Raw genomic sequence first — 18,544 nt, forward strand, 5'->3', positions numbered from 1 at the left:
GGAGCGGCCTTTGCACATACTGTGGCAAAGGCCGCTCGTCCGTTCTATTGTGTTCTGCCCAAGTAGCCCTCAAGCACGTTGTTCCACTCTGGCTCAGCAATCACGGTGAGTATTTCTTGGTTAATACTTTCACGAGCAGTGGTGCCCGGTGGTAACGCAATACCGTAATCTTGTCGCACCAAGATATTTGGCAGTACACGCACATCTTCGTTGAATTGGTTGGCAGCCATGTACTGCAAAATAGGCAGATCGTAAACCACAGCAGCCGTTTCGCCTTTGGCTAATAGCGCTAAAGCTTCTTCAACCGACGCAACTGTTTTGTGACGAATCAGCTTTTCAGTAAGCAGATCGGCACTGGTGCTTTGGGCAACGGTCAATACGCGTTTATTGTACAAGTCATCGAGGCCGGCGATGGATTGCCCAAGTTGATTGACCGTTAACGAAGTGGCAATGGCGGCGGTGAAACCAGAAATAATGATGATGCTAGCGAACATCCAAATTAACGCGATAAATCGGCCGCCGGTGGTTTGCGGGGCTTTGTCGCCATAACCAACGGTCGTCATGGTCACGGCTGACCACCAGAGACCGGCGCCAATACCACGCACCGGCTTCTCCGAAAACTGCTCGTTGCGGCCGCGCTCAGCCAGCCACACCAAAATACCAATCACACTCAGCACCAACAGTAAGGCGCCTACCGCTTTGAGGAAATCGCCAGAGAAAAAGCGCTTCATTGCGGAAAGCATACTGACTTGCTCACTTTGGGCTACGGCAATACCTAAACCGGACGTGAGGTACGGGTGCGTGAAATCGACATCCCTTTCCCGCTCGGCGGTAATGGTTAGCGCCGCGGCAGCGGCATGTACTTCGTTGGTCTTTGATGCTGCGAGCATTTGCTCGATGCTCATTTCTTCAAATTCCACCGTTACATTGCTATTAGTGGCAACGCGCTTTACCAGCTCAATGGTGATCCCCTGCCAGCCAGCATCTGTTTTGATGCTGAATGGCGGCGCATGGCGGGTGGCTACCTTGATGGTTTGGCCACTGGTAATGGCTGGTGCTGGCGTCGGTGTTTCTTCGGGGGCAGAAGTAAACGCCAAAGCGGGAAACTGGCTGGCTAACAGTAAGCCCGCCAATGTGAATAATTGACTCGCAATTCGTTTCAGTGTTTTAGACAACACGTGGCATCTCCTTTTGCTTCACTTGATCTCAGTTGCCTGATGAACTGAGCGATAGATAGCTGGATTATAGAGGGTTTTGATGACGGACTTGAGACTATTTTCAAGTCCGTATTAATCAGAGGTTGTGCTATTGAGCGCGATAAACTTTAAGTTGATGTGCGGCTGAATAATACCGCTTGGGTGATTCGTTAAAAGCGTCGGGCTCAATGCCACCAGCGTAGCCAATAATGCGAATAGCCGTGGTGGTAACTGGCGAAAATTCGATGGTATGTTCAATGAAGCTGCCTTTGAGCCACTGACTGTTGTCAAAATTCATCGGTGGCGTCATGACTAGCGACGGAATGGTTTGCCACTGCACATTTTCATCGAGGTATTGCACGTCTAACGACAGCAGCCAACCGCCAAACTCCTGCGGGTTACCCGGGTTGAAAATTAACGTATCGATTGTTTGAGGCTGCGCCCAGCGATAGCCGTAATAATCAATTTTCGGCAGACTATCGTTACGCTGGTTGTAGAGCGTGTGCGGCGCATTGGTGGGTTGCCGTAACAGCTCGGCTTGCTGTGGGGTTAGATCTTTGTTGGTAAGAACTGCGCTGGCAGACTGAGCCAAGTCGGTACCGTACACTCGAATGAAATAGTCCTGCTCAACGCGCTCACTTGGTTGGTCGAGCGCTTGCTGCTGTGTTGGATTGCGAACCAGTGCAATGGTGATCGGAAACTCTCCCATTTGCGTTGGCATGCCGCTAATTTGGTGCTGATGCAAGGTCAGCCCTTGCGGCAAATCGCCAGCAACGAGTTGGAAAGATGTGCCAGCTGGTGTCGGGAGCGGGTAAATATCAAACTCAAATGGCTGTTGTAGTTGGCCGTTTAACGTTGGTGCGGACGGGAGCTCTAAAGGCGCGTGAAAAGCCGCATCTGGCGCAATTAAGTAGTAATCGCCGGCTGGATCAGCAACCCGCTTGCCACCACCATTGATGATCACCTGCTCTCCTTGCTCTGCCGTGCGTTTGGCAATATCGCGCAGCGATGCATCCGGTAAATCGTAACGGCTGACATTGATATAGCGATCGTTAAATGGTTGCTCCCAGACGTCTTGGCCAAGTGGGTATAGCAAATTGTTGGGAAGGGCTTCTGTGCCACCAATGATGGCCAGCAAACCGCTCATGGTCGCGGCCTGGTTATCGGCGTCAAAGCCAAGGCCGCTGGCAATGTCGAGAGTGCGCTGAAAGTCACCCTGGCCATAGAGCAGCGCTAAAATAGCGCAGGCACCGTTGAGGTTGGCATCTACCACAGTCCAAGCGCCGCGGTTGTAGTCAAATTCCTTAAAGTAGTGTTTGGCCATGGCTTGACGAGCGGTTTGCCAGTCATCTGGATATTGGCGGTATAGGGCTTTCATGTGCTCAACGGTTTTACCGAAGCGGCTCTCGGGCGGTAATGCGGCAGTGCCAATATCAATCAGCGTCGCAATATCGGACTCAAAAAACGCCACGGCGTACATGGCGGCATAGTGTACGGTGGGCTCAATGCCAAAATCATCATTGGTGATGCGAGCTGCCCACGCCGACTTGCCCGTAGCGTAACTCAGCATGCCGGGGGCGGTGACGGCCCAAATTTCGTTGACCAGTTGCGGATCTATTTGAAACCAGTTGGGGTTGTAACGCTTGCTGCCAGTGAGCGGTGGCGAATAGCCTGCATGCATTAGCGTTAATGCATTGCGGTTAGCGACCCAGACTTTGTCACGAACATGGTGTTGCCAGGCCTTGGCGAGCTGACGATACGTTGGCTCGAAGCCATGTTGCTCCATTTGCAGCAAGTACATGTATTCAATGTCGGTGTCGTCATCGGAAAAGGCGCCATTGACCTGTTTTACTTTCTCTAGTGACGGGCCGAAGCCGTATGGAAACTGGTCTGGGCCGGGTTGATCGATAAAGCGAAATTCATAGCTCAAACCATAGATGTTGCCGATGATTTGGCCGAGCCAAGCGGCGTACACCTTGTCTTGATACTCGGCAACCGATAACCGCTTAAGGGGCTTTGGGGCGGCATGGCTCGATGGTGTGAGCGCCGCGATGATAAATAGGCCGACAATGGCCAGCACAGAGAAGCGGAGTGTTCGCCAGTGATACATCACAACATTCCTTTGGTGGCGTTACCCTTACATTAGAGCAGGCTAAGCGCAGACGATAATTATGAGATTGTTATTTTAGTTGGCTTGGTGGTGGCAAGCTGTGGTTGAGATAACGGATTAATCATTCGTGCTAATCATAAAAAAGCGGCTCCCAAGAGAGCCGCTAACATACTTCAAATGTCGATTGGGGGAATCGTTATTACTGGATAATAGCTACGTTATCCACTTGGAATACCGCACCAGTACCTGTGCCCCATGCTGGGAAGAACATGAAGATATCAATGGCGCTGTCGTCAAAGTTAACGCCGCTGGCACGTAGTGTACCCAGAGAGACTTCATAGTTAGTCCAAGCAGAGGTTGGTGCATCGATACTGCCTTGGTAGTAGTTAGCGTCACTTCCAGTTTCTACCTTTAGCAACCAGCTAACATCGCCAGCGTCAGCAGGCGTAACTAGCTTCATATCCCAAACCAGCTTGGCACTGTCAGGCAGGCCGCTAGCATCGAATGCCGCTGCTGTATCACGACCGTAGAAACCAACTACTGTTTGGCCGTTACCAACGATTTCGTACTGAACAACATCACCACGCGTTGCGTCATTTACCAAGGCTGGTGTTGTGCCTAAGCAACAGTCCCATGCAGGCCAATCGGCTAAGAAGCTATCATCGAATATCAACAAATCAGCCGCGCTAATGTCCATTGGGTCTGCATCAACTGCGCTGTCGTCGCTGCCGCTATCATCGTCGTCACCTGTACTGGTGCCTTCTTTGTATAAGCGGATGTTGCGCATTTCAATGGAGACATCAGAGCCTGAACCTTCAAATACGATGGCATTGGCAATGTTGGTAGGGTCGGCAGAGCCGTTATCGAAGTCGTTACCGTTGTCGAACAGTTCACTCACGCTGATTGTGTAGGTGGCCCATTCGCCATCGGCGCTTAAGGTATAGCCTGCTTCTGCTAGCGTCATGTCACTAACATTTGGCCAGCCACTATCGAATTTAACGTAAACGCTATCGCCATCGCCAATGGCATTGACTTTCATATCGAAAATCAAATCCCAAGTTAGATAGTCGCTATAGTCCCAAGAGCCATCTTCAACTTCTAGGTAGTTGTTACCACCACCACTGGCAACGTAAGACCAAACACCTTCGTCACTAATTGAGGCAATATCACCGCCGTCTGCTTCATCCCAACCACTGCGAATCAAACCTTCTGCGGGCCCATTTTCATCAAGCAGAACAAGTTCGCCGCCTGGATCATCGCCGGCATTTTCTGCGCCAGTGAACTCAACGTTGTCGATGCGGTACACGGTGCCTGCTGCTTCGCCCCATGCTGGGAACACCATCACCACGTCAATACCGTTTAGCTCTAAACCTTTAGCAGTGAGGTCTGACAGGTTAATTTCATAGTGAGTCCAGGTATCGAGTGTTGGGGCATCGATAACCATGTCCGCTGCAGTACCAACGCTTTCTGAACCACTGTTTTGTTCAATTTTGACATACCAGTCAACGTCACCAGCAATTGGTGCCGAAACAAGCTTGAGGTCAAATTCAAACTTGCCGGAGCTTTCCATTGGAGACGCATCGTAAAGTTCTGGCTCATCGGCTTCACGGGTGTTAAAGCCCGCAACCATGCCAGCACCGCCAAAGGTCATTTGTACGGCTGTGCCATAGTCAGCATCTTCATCTTCAACAATTTCTGGATCGGTGGTGGCTGCATCGCTCACCCAAGCTGGCCATGCCGCTAACTCTTCATCTTCAAAGATGGTGAGGTTTTCTGCTACACCGCTTGATGGTGGGATTGGCGTTGGCGCTTCGCCTTCAACCAATGTGCCGCCTTCGTCAATTGAGTAGTGGTAACCGAAGTCGACCGTGGCACAACCCGATCCATCAAGAGCGGCTGTTTCACACTTGTAGACGCGCACGTAATCAATTTCGTATGCGTTGTCGGCGTGGAACGCTGTTTCATCAACGCCGCCTAAGTCAGTGTTTTCTGCCCAATCACCGCCTACAGCGAAGTTTATAAGAATGTGGAAGTCTTGATCGAATGGGCGTGTATCCCATACAACTTCTCCATCAACTTCGGTATACCAGCCTTTGTGGTCTAGACCATCAGCATTACCGGATGTGTCGTAGGTAACTTCAGATTTTAATTGGGTGGCGTAGTGAACGTCGTCCACATACCAACGAATTTCACCTTCTTCCCACTCAATAGCGTAAACGTGGAAATCGTCTGCTGGAGAGGCGTCATCAGGGAGCAAATAGCTCGAACCTGAGTGCGCATTATTTGGCCAGGGAGAGCCGTAGTGTAGGGTGCCGTAAATATTTGAGTTTACACCGCCATCATCAAGAGGTACGCCGGTGTTAACAAATTCAAGGATGTCGATTTCGCCGGACAATGGCCAAGTACCATAAACGTTGTCAGTCGGTAACATCCAAGCGGCTGGGAATGAACCCTGGCCGGTAGGTGCTTTAGCACGAATCTCAACGCGGCCGTAAGTGAAGTCCACCATGCCTTTGGTGCGTAGGCGCGCAGAAGTATATTCTTTGCCGCTGTCTAAGCCGTCTGCTGGTAACGCAACAAGTTTCAGCACACCATCTTCGATATAAGAGTTGGCTTCATCTGCGGTGTAACATTGGCGTTCATTGTTGCCGCCACCGTCACAGTTAACTTCATGCTCCCAATACATGGTGTCAATGCTGCTACCGTCGAATTCGTCTTGCCATGCCAGCGTCCATCCGCCTGGCTCTGTCATCGGAATCTCTGCTGGTTTTGAGGTGACGTCGTCGTCACTACAACCAGATAAACCGACTGATACCGCGATGGCTAGCGGTAATAAATGAATGGTTTTCATCCGTTTCTCCGTGTGATTTTTTTAACGCTTTATTAGCTTTGTGTTTCGCGCTGCTGATGACTAAATGTTGTCATTAAGTAATATTTATGTAAGCGCTTACCATGAGTTTTTCAGCAAATGGCTCAAGAATCACGGGACGAACGACTTTTGTACGATCTGGATCTCAGTTGTATTTGCACATTTGAGATCTAACTCACGTAAGCGCTTACATGGCTATGTCAGTCGCTCGTCATTTTTCTGTCATCTGCCAATAAGCGAAAACTGAGCAACAGAAAGTAAGGCCTTTAGCACCGGTAACTGGCTCATTGGCCGATAATTACTGGAGGCTGCTTGTGGTCGGGGCATCATTCAATGCGTTGGTTGCCAACATATAGATTGGCATTGACTGATATAAGGAAAAAGAGAAAGCGCTTACATTGCTCGGCAGGCCGATTGAGTGGCGTCTCAGGCAACAATAACAGACTCGTTAATCAACATTGGTACGGTGAAAGGCCGATATCAGAACGGCTGATATCAGCTAACGGTTAACTGCTAATTGCTTTGCTGGAGTGGCGTTGTATAAGTTTGGGAGAAAAGTAGTTGTTGTAGGAAAGCTTCTTCTTGCCATAGGCATTTTTTAATACCCAGCGCGCGGCCATTTTACCCATTTCGTGAATGGGGAACTCGACCGTTGTTAGCGATGGCGTCAGTAATCGAGCGTAGTGAACATTATCAAACCCGACAATGGACAAATCTTGGGGGATCGACAAGCCTTTCTGAGCTGCACTCATCATGGCGCCCGAAGCCATTTCATCGTTGGCGCAAGCCAGTGCGGTGAATTTTTTACCGGAATTAATTAGGTGTAATAAACCGCTGCTACCACCTGCTTCTCGATAATCAGACTCGAACAGTAATTCTGGATCTTGCGTTAAACCGGCTTCTTCGAGTGCCTGTTTGTGGCCTGCATAGCGATCTTCAGCATCGTGCTTCCACAGAGGACCCGAGATATAAGCTATTTCACGGTGGCCTTGATCGACCAATAGCTTGGACGCCATGTAACCGCCTAAGTGGTTGTCGAGGCTAATACATTGAGACTCTAAGCCAGGCGTGGTGCGGTTGAGCATGACAAATGGGGTGGAGCCTTTGGCTAACTCAACGAGGTATTCATTGGATAATGTTTCCGCTAACAAAATAAGCGCATCACAACCGCGGCCTATAAGAAACTCTACGCCCTCTTTTTCGGTTTCTTCTTCATCGTGGCCTGCGGCCACAATGACGTGCTTGCCTGCTTTACGTAACTCGGACTCAACGCCAGACATCACAGGGCCATAGAAAGGGCCGTCCAATTCAGCAACTAACACGCCCACGCTGTCACTGCGATTGAGCGCCAAGGATTGAGCGGCTGAATTAGGGCGGTAATCCAGCTCCTTCATGGCATCCAAGACTTTCTTTTTGGTTTCATCTGTCACGTAGGCGTTTTGGTTCATTACCCGAGAAACAGTCGCAAGAGATACACCTGCAAGTTTTGAAACTTCGTAAATAGTGGCCATGGTCAATCCATTGGTTAAAGCAGTTTTAGCAACAGCGCCACATCTTACATGATGTGGCGCTCAGTTTTAACACGCGCGTGCTTTGAGCTCTTGGTGTACTTCTTCAACTTTCACATTGTTGAGTTTGTACCAGCGCATTACGAACGCCACCAACAGACAGGACACGGCAGGCCAAATAGTAAAGGTAAATAGAATACCGTCTACTGTAATGGCGCTTTGTTGCGTCAGGTCGGCATCGTAGTTGTAGTAAGCCAGCAACCAAGCCGCAATTGCGCCGCCCAGCGCCAAGCCTAACTTAATGAAGAACACGACCGTTGAGTAAACTAAGCCAGTGATGCGGATGCCAGTCTTATAGTGGCCGTAATCAATGGCGTCAGCCATCTTCGCCCACAATAATGGCGTTGCCATTTGTAAGAAGAAGCAATAGATGAAGTTCATGAAAATCGCTGTTTCGACTTGCTCTGGGGCAACGAAAAAGCTCGCCAAGCAGATAATTGCGGCAATGAACTGGAGGCCAATATAGGCCTTCACCTTATCAACATGATTGGCCAAGTGTTGGGCAACGAAGCTGCCGATAATATTGCCAAACATACCGATTGTCAGAAATACGGTGACCAATACAGGCAGTAATTTGGTGCGGGTTTCACTGTCGCTTAGGCCGGTATAACCATCACCAATGAAGAATTTTACCAGACCGTTGTCGAGGTAATGAAAGACGGAGCTGACGTCTAAATAATTATTAACGTAATAAATAGCCAGCGTGCCGCGAATCACCATGCCGGTTAATAACAGGACCGCGGCCACACATAGAATGCGCCATTGATCGTTCTGCCACAGCGAGCGCATTGATGTTTTGAAGTTGAGTTTTTGATCGGCCGGTGGTTCAACGCGCTCTTTCGTGCCCGCAAAGCACAGTAGAAATAGCACAATACCAACCACGCTCATGGCAGCCATGGTGTATTGGTAGCCCTTGGCTTCGTCGCCGGCACCAAAATATTCAACCAGTGGTAACGTTAGTGCCGTCACGATCAAGCCACCAATCATGCCGCAAACAAAACGATAGCTTTGGACTGATACCCGCTCTTTTGGATCGCCGGTCAGTACGCCACCCAGCGCTGAGTACGGAATATTGATTGCGGTATAAGCCAGCATCAACAAGATGTACGTAAAGTAGGCATAAATGATTTTGTTGGTTGGTGATAAATCCGGAGTAGTAAATGCGAGTACGCTGATGATTGCGAACGGCAGAGCCAGCCAAACTAAGTAGGGGCGATAGCGGCCCCAGCGGGTTTCGGTTTTATCGGCGAACGCGCCCATTAGGGGATCGGTTACGGCATCAATAATACGTACGACCAAAAACATGGTGCCGACAACAGCAGCTGAAATGCCAAAGACATCGGTATAGAAGTACGTAATGAACGACATCACGGTGGCAAAAATGATGTTACTGGCGGTATCGCCTAAACCGTAAGCAACTTTTTCTCTGGTTTTCAGCATGAAGCTAGCCCTATTGGTGATTTGTGTGTGGTTTGCACGACTGCATTTGTTATGGCTAAGCGCGCATGGTGGCAGCGCTACAATTCTATTGTGTTTTGCGTGCGATTAATTCGCGCACCTTCAGGGTCATTCCTTTTGAACCAAGAAAGCGCTTACATGGAGGTTATGAGCTTGAAAGTAGAAGATCAAGGATCGGTGATGATACCGTTACAAAACTTGATTTAGCGTCACAAAAATCTAAAAGCGCAGCGTCCCTGCTGGCGCGGAGGGGCAGAAATAAGGTGGTTTTTATTAGCTAGGCTGATTTCTCAGCTGGGCAATATCAAGCCATAATTCCGACCGTTGGACGGGCGTTCCTGCTGGTAGGTGCGGGTTATCAATCCGAATGACGGTACGTTGCTCAAGATCGATCTTGGACAGCACTTCTTGAATCATCGGATGGTCAACAAACCATTGTGCAAAACTGCCATCTTGTATGGCGGCCTCAAACCCATGCTCAATGGCTTGCGACAATGCCTTATTTGCTTTTGAGGTATAAAACATCATGGGTTGCGGATAGATCAGCAAAATGTTGTTTTCAATTGCCAGGTTCAGCTGTGGCCGCGCTGAAAGCTCAGAAATGGGTTCATGAATGGCGCGTGGAAAATAGTCGAATCGGCCACCGTCAAGCATGTGAAAGAGACCTTCATATTTGACCGGCGTTTCTAATGGTAAGCCGGCACTCTTTAATACCTGTGTGTCAGCCCAAAAGCGCCCTTGGCCAGCAACAAATTGTGATAGTTGTTGTAGGCTCGACACTTGATCGAAGCGTGCTTGTTCACCTTTGCGGATGATAAAAACACGATAACCCAATAACCCCCGGAAGATAGGATATTGAATTGGGTGAAGGGCCTGATTTAACCGCTTGTTGGTCGCCAGAGTGGCAAAACTAATATGACCAGCGTTTAAATCTGCGATCTGCCGCATTTCGGTGGAGTCCGACGCTTGAATCGGAAATAGCTGGTAGTCCACGGCTGCTTTTTGCAGCAGAAACTCAACCAAATCGATGGGGTAGTGATCCTTGGGATTCAAGGGTTGATAGTAACGGACAGCCAAGGATGCATTGGCTGATAATGACAGTAATAGCGCCCCCAGCGCTGCCATTATGGATGTATTCATTTTTTTCATTGTTATATACCGCTTTATTAGAATGTGGGCTTTGGGTCGGGGGCTGTGGCGGCGTTGTGTTGCGTTTCCTTTAGTGACCTACTTTTCAGATCAAACCACAGCAATGAACCGGCCGACTCAAAATTAAAGTTCACGATGTTTTCAACATGACGTTAATAAGCGTGAGGTGTTGCTTACCGGTTTTCGATAAACATCAGTCGACGCCAATTAGGTAGATCTCCTATGCGAATAGAATTAATGTAGTGCCAATGATAACGTTTTCATTGGCGCGGCGAATTCTTCCTGATCACAGTTCAAATGGCAGGTTTGGTAGGATTTGTGAGATAGCTTGCAGAACAGCAAAGCGCTGATTTAGGTTTACCAAATCAGCGCTATTGAAGGGGCTTTGTTTGTGTCGGCTTGTTAGCTTGCTTGGCCGAGTTGAGAGATGTCGAGCCACAGCTCTTTACGATCAACAGGCGTTCCGGTCGGCAGGTGTGGGTTTTCCAGTCGTAATACCGTGCGGTTGTTCAGCTGAATTTTTGACAGCACTTCTTTAATGGCTGGGTGCTCAACAAACCATTGTGCAAAACTGCCATCGGCGACAGCGCTTTCAAAACCTTTTTCAAGCGCCAGAGATAACTGTTGATTTTGGCGCGAGGTATATAAAAGCATTGGCATTGGGTAAACCAGCAATAGGTTTTCTTCAATGGTTAGCCCTAATTCAGGGCGGGCGGTAATTTCATTCAGCGGCTCGTGGATTGCCCGAGGAAAGTAGTCAAAGCGACCACCTTCAAGCATGTAAAACAAGCTATTGTATTTAACCGGTGTCTCAACTTTCAAACCGGCACTTTTTAATACTTCGGTATCAGCCCAAAAGCGCCCTTGGCCGCCTGTTAAGCGATTCAACTCCGCAACAGACTGAATGCCATCGAAGCGGTTTTGATCGCCGTCTCGAATGATGAAAACTCGATGCCCAAGCAGCCCGCGATACATAGGATATTGAATCGCATTGAGCTCTCGATTTAAGCGCTCATTGGTTGCCATTGAAATAAATGAAACTCGGCCCGATTGAACATCGGCAATTAGCCGTTGTTCGGTTAGATTTTCCGATGAAATTGGCTTTAATTCGTAAGATTCATTCGCTTTGGTCAGCAGAAAAGAAACCAGATCGACGGGGTAGCGATCGTTCGCATTATTGGGTTTGTAATAATTAACGGTCAATTTGGCGGTGGCGATGGGCGCAACTAACATGAGTAGCAATAAAGCGGCCATTTTTGCGGTTTTGTTTTTAAATTTTATAATATTCACAATAACTTACCTTCACATTGTGAGTGGTGGTGGCGTAACCCGTCCTTAGGTTTTTTGTAATTTGTTTTTTATGTAAGCGTTTACTTGGCTCAATGTAAACAGTTCGCCGGTGAGAATTAGAAAATGGTCGGTAAATTTATCGGTTAGCTCACAATTTAAACAACTTGTACGCTGTGGCTTTATTAATGGGATGGCTGATTTTGGGCGCTCCTTTCGGATTATTAATTTGTTTTTTAACAGTGCGTTAGGTGTTTTTTGTGTTGCTCTTAAGGGTTTGGTTTGGCGGTTACAGTTCTCATTTTTGTTGATCGTTAACTATTTCCCTCTTGCATTGTGAGCCAATTGCTATGAAAATTCCTGAAAGCGCTTACATGGTTCATCAAGAATACATCTAACAATTAGAACCAGTGAGCAAACAATCTAGGTCTCTTGGGATGATTAACATGACACAAACACACTTTGCCGCCGACGTTGGCGAAAGCGGGTTCGTAACCATTCAAGGTGAGCGTTTCTACGCCATTAAAGATTACGATCAAATGCCGCCGTTTTTTATTAGCCTGGTATCTAGCAGCGATCACTGGTTGTTCATCTCGTCCACCGGCGCGCTGACAGCAGGTCGCATGCAGCCAGAAAATGCGCTGTTTCCGTACGAGTCGGTTGATAAAATTCACGCGAATGCCCATAAAACCGGCAGCAAGTCGTTGTTTTGGGTCAGCACAGACAATGGCCCAGTCTTATGGCAGCCATTTGTAGAGCAAGGCCCAACCAGCCCTGAAGTAACCCGCACACTTTATAAAAATCTGCTGGGTAGCAAATTAGTATTCAGCGAAACCAACCACGAACTGGGCTTACGTTTCAGCTATAGCTGGAGCACCAGTGAAGAATATGGCTTTGTTCGCCAAAGCTATTTAGAAAACCTAACTGAAGCAACCCACGACATAAAACTGCTCGACGGCGTCACTAACCTGTTGCCTTGGGCTGTGCCACGTAAAACTCAGACTGAAGCAAGCTGCTTGGTCGATGCATACAAATGGAATGAGTTAGATGCCACCACTAACCATGCCGTTTTTGCATTGTACGCAGCAATTTCCGATCGGGCAGAACCAAGCGAATCACTCAAGGCCACCGGTGTCTTTAGCTTGGGTCTGCCGCAGGCCAGCGTATTGCTTTCGACGCGTCAGCTTGAAGCATTCCGCATGGGCCGCGACGTTAGTGCTGAACGCCTGATGCGCGCCGAGCCAGGCGCGTACTTGCTTACCACTCGCATGAAGTTAGCCGGTAATACCGAGCAGAGCTGGATGCTCGTTGCCGACGTTAGCCAATCTCAGTCGGATGTTGTTGCGACGCGCCAAGACTTAGTTGATAACAACGAGCTGCCAAAAGCCATTGCCGCATCGGTTGCCGCCAACTCAGATGAGTTAGCGCGCTTAATGGCACAAGCTGATGGTTTCCAAACCACTGCGGAAGAAAATGTTAGTGCCCACCACTACGCTAACGTGCTCTTCAACGTAATGCGTGGCGGTATCTTCAACGATCAATATCAAGTCCCGCGTGACGATTTTGCCGCCACCTTGTCGGTCTTGAATAAGCCCGTTTGGCAGCGCCACCAAAACTTCCTTAACGGTTTGCCTGAAGTCTTGTCATATCAAGAGCTGCACAAAGCCGTTATGGATCAGGACGACCCACAACTCGAGCGCTTATGTTACGAGTATTTGCCAATTACCTTTGGCCGTCGCCATGGTGATCCAAGCCGCCCTTGGAACCACTTTGAGATCAAATTGACCGATGATGCTGGCAACCGTTTGTTGTCTTATCAGGGCAACTGGCGCGACATTTTCCAAAACTGGGAAGCGTTGGCGGTAAGCTATCCGGACTTCATCGAAAACGTCATCGCTAAGTTTGTGAATGCGTCCACCATCGATGGCTACAACCCTTACCGTATTACCAAAGATGGTATTGATTGGGAACTAGATGAGCCTGATGATCCATGGAGCAACATTGGCTACTGGGGCGACCACCAGATCATTTACTTGCTGAAGTTGCTCGAAGCTTCGCAGCAATTCCACCCTGCGCAACTACAGAAATTACTGCAGCAACCGTTGTTCTGTTATGCCAACGTGCCGTACACCATTAAGCCGTTTAATGCGTTAGTAGCCGACTTTAAAAACACCGTAGATTTTGATCATGACAAAGCCAAAGTTATCGATCAGCGCGTTGCTGACATGGGCTCTGACGGTAAGCTGGTTCTGACCAAAGATGGTGAGGTTTACCAGGTTAACTTGTTTGAAAAACTGCTGGTGCCGCTGCTTAGCAAGCTGAGCAACTTAGTCGTTGACGGTGGCATTTGGCTGAATAGCCAGCGCCCTGAGTGGAATGACGCCAACAACGCCTTGGTTGGTCAAGGCTTGTCGATGGTCACCATGTACTACATGCGCCGTTACATCAGTTTCATGCAGCGCATGCTGAAAGAAAATGATGTGGCTAGCTACGCACTTTCAACGGAAGTCGCTAAGTGGCTTGCCGATACGGCAGCGGTTTTTGCCAAATATGCCCCGCAACTAAACGATAGCCGTACAACGGATGAATTCCGCTGGCAGCTGCTGCGTGACCTTGGCGAAGCGGCTTGTGCTTATCGCGATGTGGTTTACCAACAAGGCTTTGCGGCAAGCACTGAGCAATCTGTCGATACGGTATTGACCATGCTCGACAATGCGCAGATTTTTGTGGATCACTCGATTGCTCAAAACGTTCGTCAAGACGGTTTGTACGAAGCATATAACTTACTCGACGTGGTACCTGAAAAAGCCAGTGTCGACTACTTATACCCAATGCTTGAAGGTCAGGTTGCAGCGTTAAGTGCTGGCGTTATTAGCCCACAAGATACCGTCAAAGTTTTGGACTCACTGTTTGCCAGTGAAATGTGGCGCGCCGATCAGAAAACATTCATGTTGTATCCGGACCGCGACTTGCCAAGCTTCCTCGGCAAAAACCGAGTATCAGAAGTAGACACGCGCGCGGTGCCGTTGTTGAACACCATGCTCGATAAGCAAGACAGCCGAATTATTGAACGTGACGTGCAAGGCGACTTGCGCTTCAACGCTGAGTTCCACAATGCTGGCGACTTGCTCACAGAATTAGCCACATTGGTTGCTGATTACGGTGATGAAGTGGCGCAATCCGAGCTGGCGGTACTCGACCTATATGAGTCGGTATTTAACCACAAAGCCTTTACTGGCCGCTCAGGCACCATGTTTGGTTACGAAGGTTTGGGCAGCATCTACTGGCACATGGTGTCTAAGTTGTTATTGGCTGTTCAAGAAAACTACTTCAGCGCTATTGCTCAAGGCGCCGACAGCAACACGCTGGCAGCGCTGCGTGATTACTACTACCGCGTACGTGAAGGTATTGGCTTCAACAAAACGCCTGAAGAATATGGTTCATTCCCTTGCGACCCTTATTCTCACACGCCATCACACTTGGGTGCTCAGCAGCCAGGTATGACCGGACAGGTGAAAGAAGAAGTGTTGACCCGCTGGGGTGAACTAGGTCTGCGTATCTGGGACGGTGAAATCCGCTTTGAACCGAGCTTATTGCGTCCGGTTGAATTTACCCGTGAAGCAACCGAGTTACGTTACCTCGATTTGCATGGCGACTGGCAACAAGTTGCGGTTCCTGCTGACTCTCTAGCATTTACCTTCTGCCAAGTGCCGTTGCGTTATCAAGCGATTGACGCTGCCGATGCGGTAATTACCCTGCACTGGGCTGATGGCCGTACCGAATCGTTTACTGGTTTGGTGCTGAATGCTGAAATTAGCCAGCACCTGTTTGCTCGCGACAAAGCTATTTCACAAATTGATTTAGCTCTGCCAAAAGCATTTTTGAATAGTTGATCCCTCCAACCCCCCTTGGTTGCTATTCTCTGGGCGCCCTCACCGGCGCCCTTTTTTTTGCTTTCAATGATTCATATCAGCAAGTTCAAAACGACTTCATCTCATACTGACTGCACGGTTAAATGCAACCAAAACAAAGGTAACCAACGAGATGACAATCGCACACTGGAAACGGCTGATGGCGGTGCTCATGTGGTGCGGTCTAGCCTTTATATTGGTTGGCATTAGCTTAATCATCTTTACCGATTTACGTACCGAAGGTGTGCACGGCGTTCGCATCATTGCTTTGATCATTGGCGCTGGTTTATTGCTACTGATCCCATCCAAACTTTTTATTACGTTGCTACTCATGATGCATAACGATCAGCATAAGCACCGCAACTCGGTGGATCGGTAGCCTTTCTTTGGTGGTTGCGATTAAATAGCGCTTTAGTGAACTAACTGTATGCCAACCGCGGATGACCATCGTGACTGACTCTCCTTCGCCGCAAATGCCAAATGACATGCCTAAGTCAGACCAACAGCTGCCGTCCTGGCAACCATCGGCGGACGACTATATCGACCAGCACAAGCAGCGCCTAAACTGGATGCCTTGGTTATATTATTCCCTCAAACCGAAACAGTTAATCTGGGCAAAACCTTGGCAACAACAACTACAGCAGCGCTTACAGGCACTTGAAACCGTGCAGCTCGGTGAACAATGTTTTATTGCTGACTCGGCCCAACTATTTGCTGAACCAGGTCGCACTATCCGGATCGGTAATGGTTGCATGATTGCCGCAGACAGCTTTCTACATGGCCCGATTGAGTTAGGTGCGCGGGTAAGTATCAATCACGGCTGTAGCCTCGATGGTGGTGCCGCTGGAGTGCGTATTGGCGATGACACTCGTATTGCCAATTCGGTCAAAATTTACGGCTTCAATCATGGTATGGCGCCTGATCGTGCGGTTTGGCAACAGCCAGTAACCAGCCAAGGAATTTCAATTGGTTGTGATGTTTGGGTGGGTGCCGGTGTCGGTATCGTGGATGGTGTAACCATTGGTGATCATGCGGTAATTGGCATGGGAAGTGTGGTGACCAAGGACGTGCCAGACTACGCCATAGTGGCGGGTAACCCGGCTCGGATTATTGGTGATCGGCGCGATAAATAAGCGCTCCAGTGAATACTTACTTACATTCTGTATATTTAAAAACAAGAGATTATCAATTTGACTGTAACACCCGCTATAACGGCAATGCGTCATTGGCTAAGGCTGACTCAACTCCGCTGGTCACTCCTAACCGTGGAAGTGTTACTACTTATTGTATGGGCCGATGGTGAGCCGCTACCGTGGCTTTGTTGGTTTGCATTGTTGGGGCAACTGCTTCAGCAAATTATTTCAGTGTTAGCACCCCGTCTTCGCTTACCGATAACCCCAGCCACGCTAACTTTCCATTTGGTGCTTGATGTCACCTTACTCAGTTGCCTGCTCTATGCCACGGGCGGTGCCACCAACGCTTATGTTTCGGCGCTATTGTTGCCCATTGCGTTGGCTGGCGTGATGTTAACGGGTTGGCAAGTCATGGTGGTCTTGGTTGCTGCCATTGCGGGCTATTCCAGTATGGTGTTTTGGTTACCGCTGGAAATCCATCACATTCATGACATGCAAAGCCACTTTGTAGGCATGTGGGTGAATTTCTTACTGTCTGCATTGGTGGTGGTGTTTGTTGTTGCGGCCATTGCCCGAGAGTTACGCCAGCGTGATGCTCAGCTGGCACAACAACAATTAGCTGCGCTGCGTCAGCAGCAGCTGCTAGCAATGGGAACCGCTGCCGCGCAAACGGTTCATGATATGGCAACGCCGATTGCCACGCTTGGTTTATTGCAGGAAGAATTGACTGAACAAGATCCGAATAACCCTGATGTTCAAGCAATGTCAAAGCCACTTGAACAATGTCAGCAAAGTTTAGCTAGTTTGCGGCAGTTAGCCGCAGAATTGCGTCAGCAAAAAGTAAAACAACTCGCCGTTGCTGATTTGGCAAATCAATTGATTGAGCGTTGTCGCTTAATGTGGCCGGAGGTCAACTGGCAAAGCCATTGCGCTGTCGCAGACTCAATCATTGAAGCGGATAACAGCTTATTACCGGCGTTATTAAACATTATGCAGAATGCGGCCGGCGCCTGTGCCGAGCTAAGTAGTGCAGGTGTTGAAATGAGCGACAGCATACTCACCCAGGATGATGGACGCCGCTACTGGCAGTTGCAGATTAAAAATCCGTTTGCTGGCGATCGTCATCAATTGCAGCAGGCTGGTGAACAACTGGTATCGTCGGCTCATGGTTTTGGGATGGCGCTGATGCTAAGTCGTAGCGTCATCGAACGCTTCGGCGGCACCTTAACCGTGAGTGCGGATGGCTCTCAGAATGAGCCACAGGAAGAAGAACTCATGATGGCCGTCTCCATCAACTTGCCGCTGGCGGAGGTGAGTGATGGCTAAGCTATTGATCGTTGATGATGATGTCACCTTTGCATCGCTGTTGCAGCGACGATTATCTCGTCATCAATTTGATTGCCAAGTGGCTCACTGTGCTGCGACTGCGCTGGGCATGGCGCAGCAACATAAGCCGAGTCACCTTTTGCTCGATATGAAACTTGGCGATGACAGTGGCCTAACCTTATTACCGGATCTGCGCCACCTAGTACCGCAAGCCCGCATCGTCTTGTTAACCGGGTATGCCAGCGTGGCATCGGCTGTGCAGGCAATGAAGTTAGGTGCTGATGATTACTTACCGAAACCAGCAGATACGGCGGCGCTGCTCGCGGCGTTAAGTGGCCAAATTAAAGCGCCGGAGCTGACAGAAGATGAGCTGATGTCGCCAGAACGGGCCGAATGGGAGCACATTCAACGCGTTTTGGCATTGCACCAAGGCAATGTGTCGGCAGCAGCACGGGCGATGAATATGCACCGCCGAACCTTACAGCGTAAATTACAAAAACGCCCCGTTAAACAATAACGGGGCGGAAGCCAAAAGCT

At 49.1% G+C, this 18,544-nt stretch carries 12 protein-coding genes; 5 read left to right on the plus strand and 7 right to left on the minus strand.

All coding sequences use genetic code 11. The features are described from left to right. Positions 1–44: 44 nt before the first annotated feature. The 7 genes from K0504_RS02320 to K0504_RS02350 form a co-directional block, all read right to left on the minus strand. A complete protein-coding gene (locus tag K0504_RS02320; RefSeq protein WP_220102539.1) occupies positions 45–1,178 on the minus strand; it encodes a transporter substrate-binding domain-containing protein in 1,134 nt (377 codons plus the stop codon). A gap of 127 nt (positions 1,179–1,305) precedes the next feature. Next, a complete protein-coding gene (locus K0504_RS02325) occupies positions 1,306–3,306 on the minus strand; it encodes an ADP-ribosylglycohydrolase family protein (protein WP_220102540.1) in 2,001 nt (666 codons plus the stop codon). Between the two features lie 199 nt (positions 3,307–3,505). Then, positions 3,506–6,157 carry a glycoside hydrolase family 16 protein gene (locus K0504_RS02330; protein ID WP_220102541.1) on the minus strand — a complete coding sequence of 884 codons (2,652 nt, stop codon included), beginning with the start codon at positions 6,155–6,157 and terminating at the stop codon, positions 3,506–3,508. Between the two features lie 524 nt (positions 6,158–6,681). Further along, a complete protein-coding gene (locus K0504_RS02335; protein WP_220102542.1) occupies positions 6,682–7,686 on the minus strand; it encodes a LacI family DNA-binding transcriptional regulator in 1,005 nt (334 codons plus the stop codon). A 66-nt stretch (positions 7,687–7,752) separates the two neighbouring features. Next, entirely contained in the window at positions 7,753–9,183 is a 1,431-nt protein-coding gene (locus tag K0504_RS02340; protein WP_220102543.1) for a glycoside-pentoside-hexuronide (GPH):cation symporter, read from the minus strand. A 291-nt stretch (positions 9,184–9,474) separates the two neighbouring features. Continuing rightward, positions 9,475–10,341: a diguanylate cyclase gene (locus K0504_RS02345; protein ID WP_220102544.1), complete on the minus strand. Its 867-nt coding sequence runs from the start codon at positions 10,339–10,341 to the stop codon at positions 9,475–9,477. A gap of 411 nt (positions 10,342–10,752) precedes the next feature. Then, positions 10,753–11,640, minus strand: a complete 888-nt coding sequence (locus K0504_RS02350; protein ID WP_220102545.1) for a diguanylate cyclase — start codon at positions 11,638–11,640, stop codon at positions 10,753–10,755. A 443-nt stretch (positions 11,641–12,083) separates the two neighbouring features. Here K0504_RS02350 and K0504_RS02355 point away from each other — a divergent pair, with 443 nt between their 5' ends. The 5 genes from K0504_RS02355 to K0504_RS02375 all read left to right on the plus strand — a co-directional run bounded on the left by K0504_RS02355 (position 12,084) and on the right by K0504_RS02375 (position 18,524). Continuing rightward, positions 12,084–15,530, plus strand: a complete 3,447-nt coding sequence (locus tag K0504_RS02355; RefSeq protein ID WP_220102546.1) for a hypothetical protein — start codon at positions 12,084–12,086, stop codon at positions 15,528–15,530. A 151-nt stretch (positions 15,531–15,681) separates the two neighbouring features. After that, positions 15,682–15,927 carry a hypothetical protein gene (locus K0504_RS02360; RefSeq protein ID WP_220102547.1) on the plus strand — a complete coding sequence of 82 codons (246 nt, stop codon included), beginning with the start codon at positions 15,682–15,684 and terminating at the stop codon, positions 15,925–15,927. Positions 15,928–16,033: 106 nt separating this feature from the next. After that, positions 16,034–16,681 (plus strand): acyltransferase, encoded by a 648-nt coding sequence (locus K0504_RS02365; protein WP_220102772.1) that lies wholly within the window; start codon positions 16,034–16,036, stop codon positions 16,679–16,681. Positions 16,682–16,738: 57 nt separating this feature from the next. Continuing rightward, complete coding sequence (locus K0504_RS02370) at positions 16,739–18,007, plus strand: histidine kinase (RefSeq protein WP_220102548.1); 1,269 nt, start codon at positions 16,739–16,741, stop codon at positions 18,005–18,007. Further along, positions 18,000–18,524 (plus strand): response regulator transcription factor, encoded by a 525-nt coding sequence (locus K0504_RS02375; RefSeq protein WP_220102549.1) that lies wholly within the window; start codon positions 18,000–18,002, stop codon positions 18,522–18,524. Before K0504_RS02370 ends, K0504_RS02375 begins: the two co-directional genes overlap by 8 nt. Positions 18,525–18,544 lie beyond the last annotated feature (20 nt).

Origin of the sequence: Neiella holothuriorum (genome assembly GCF_019457915.1) — a bacterium.
GTDB classification, from domain to species: domain Bacteria; phylum Pseudomonadota; class Gammaproteobacteria; order Enterobacterales; family Neiellaceae; genus Neiella; species Neiella holothuriorum.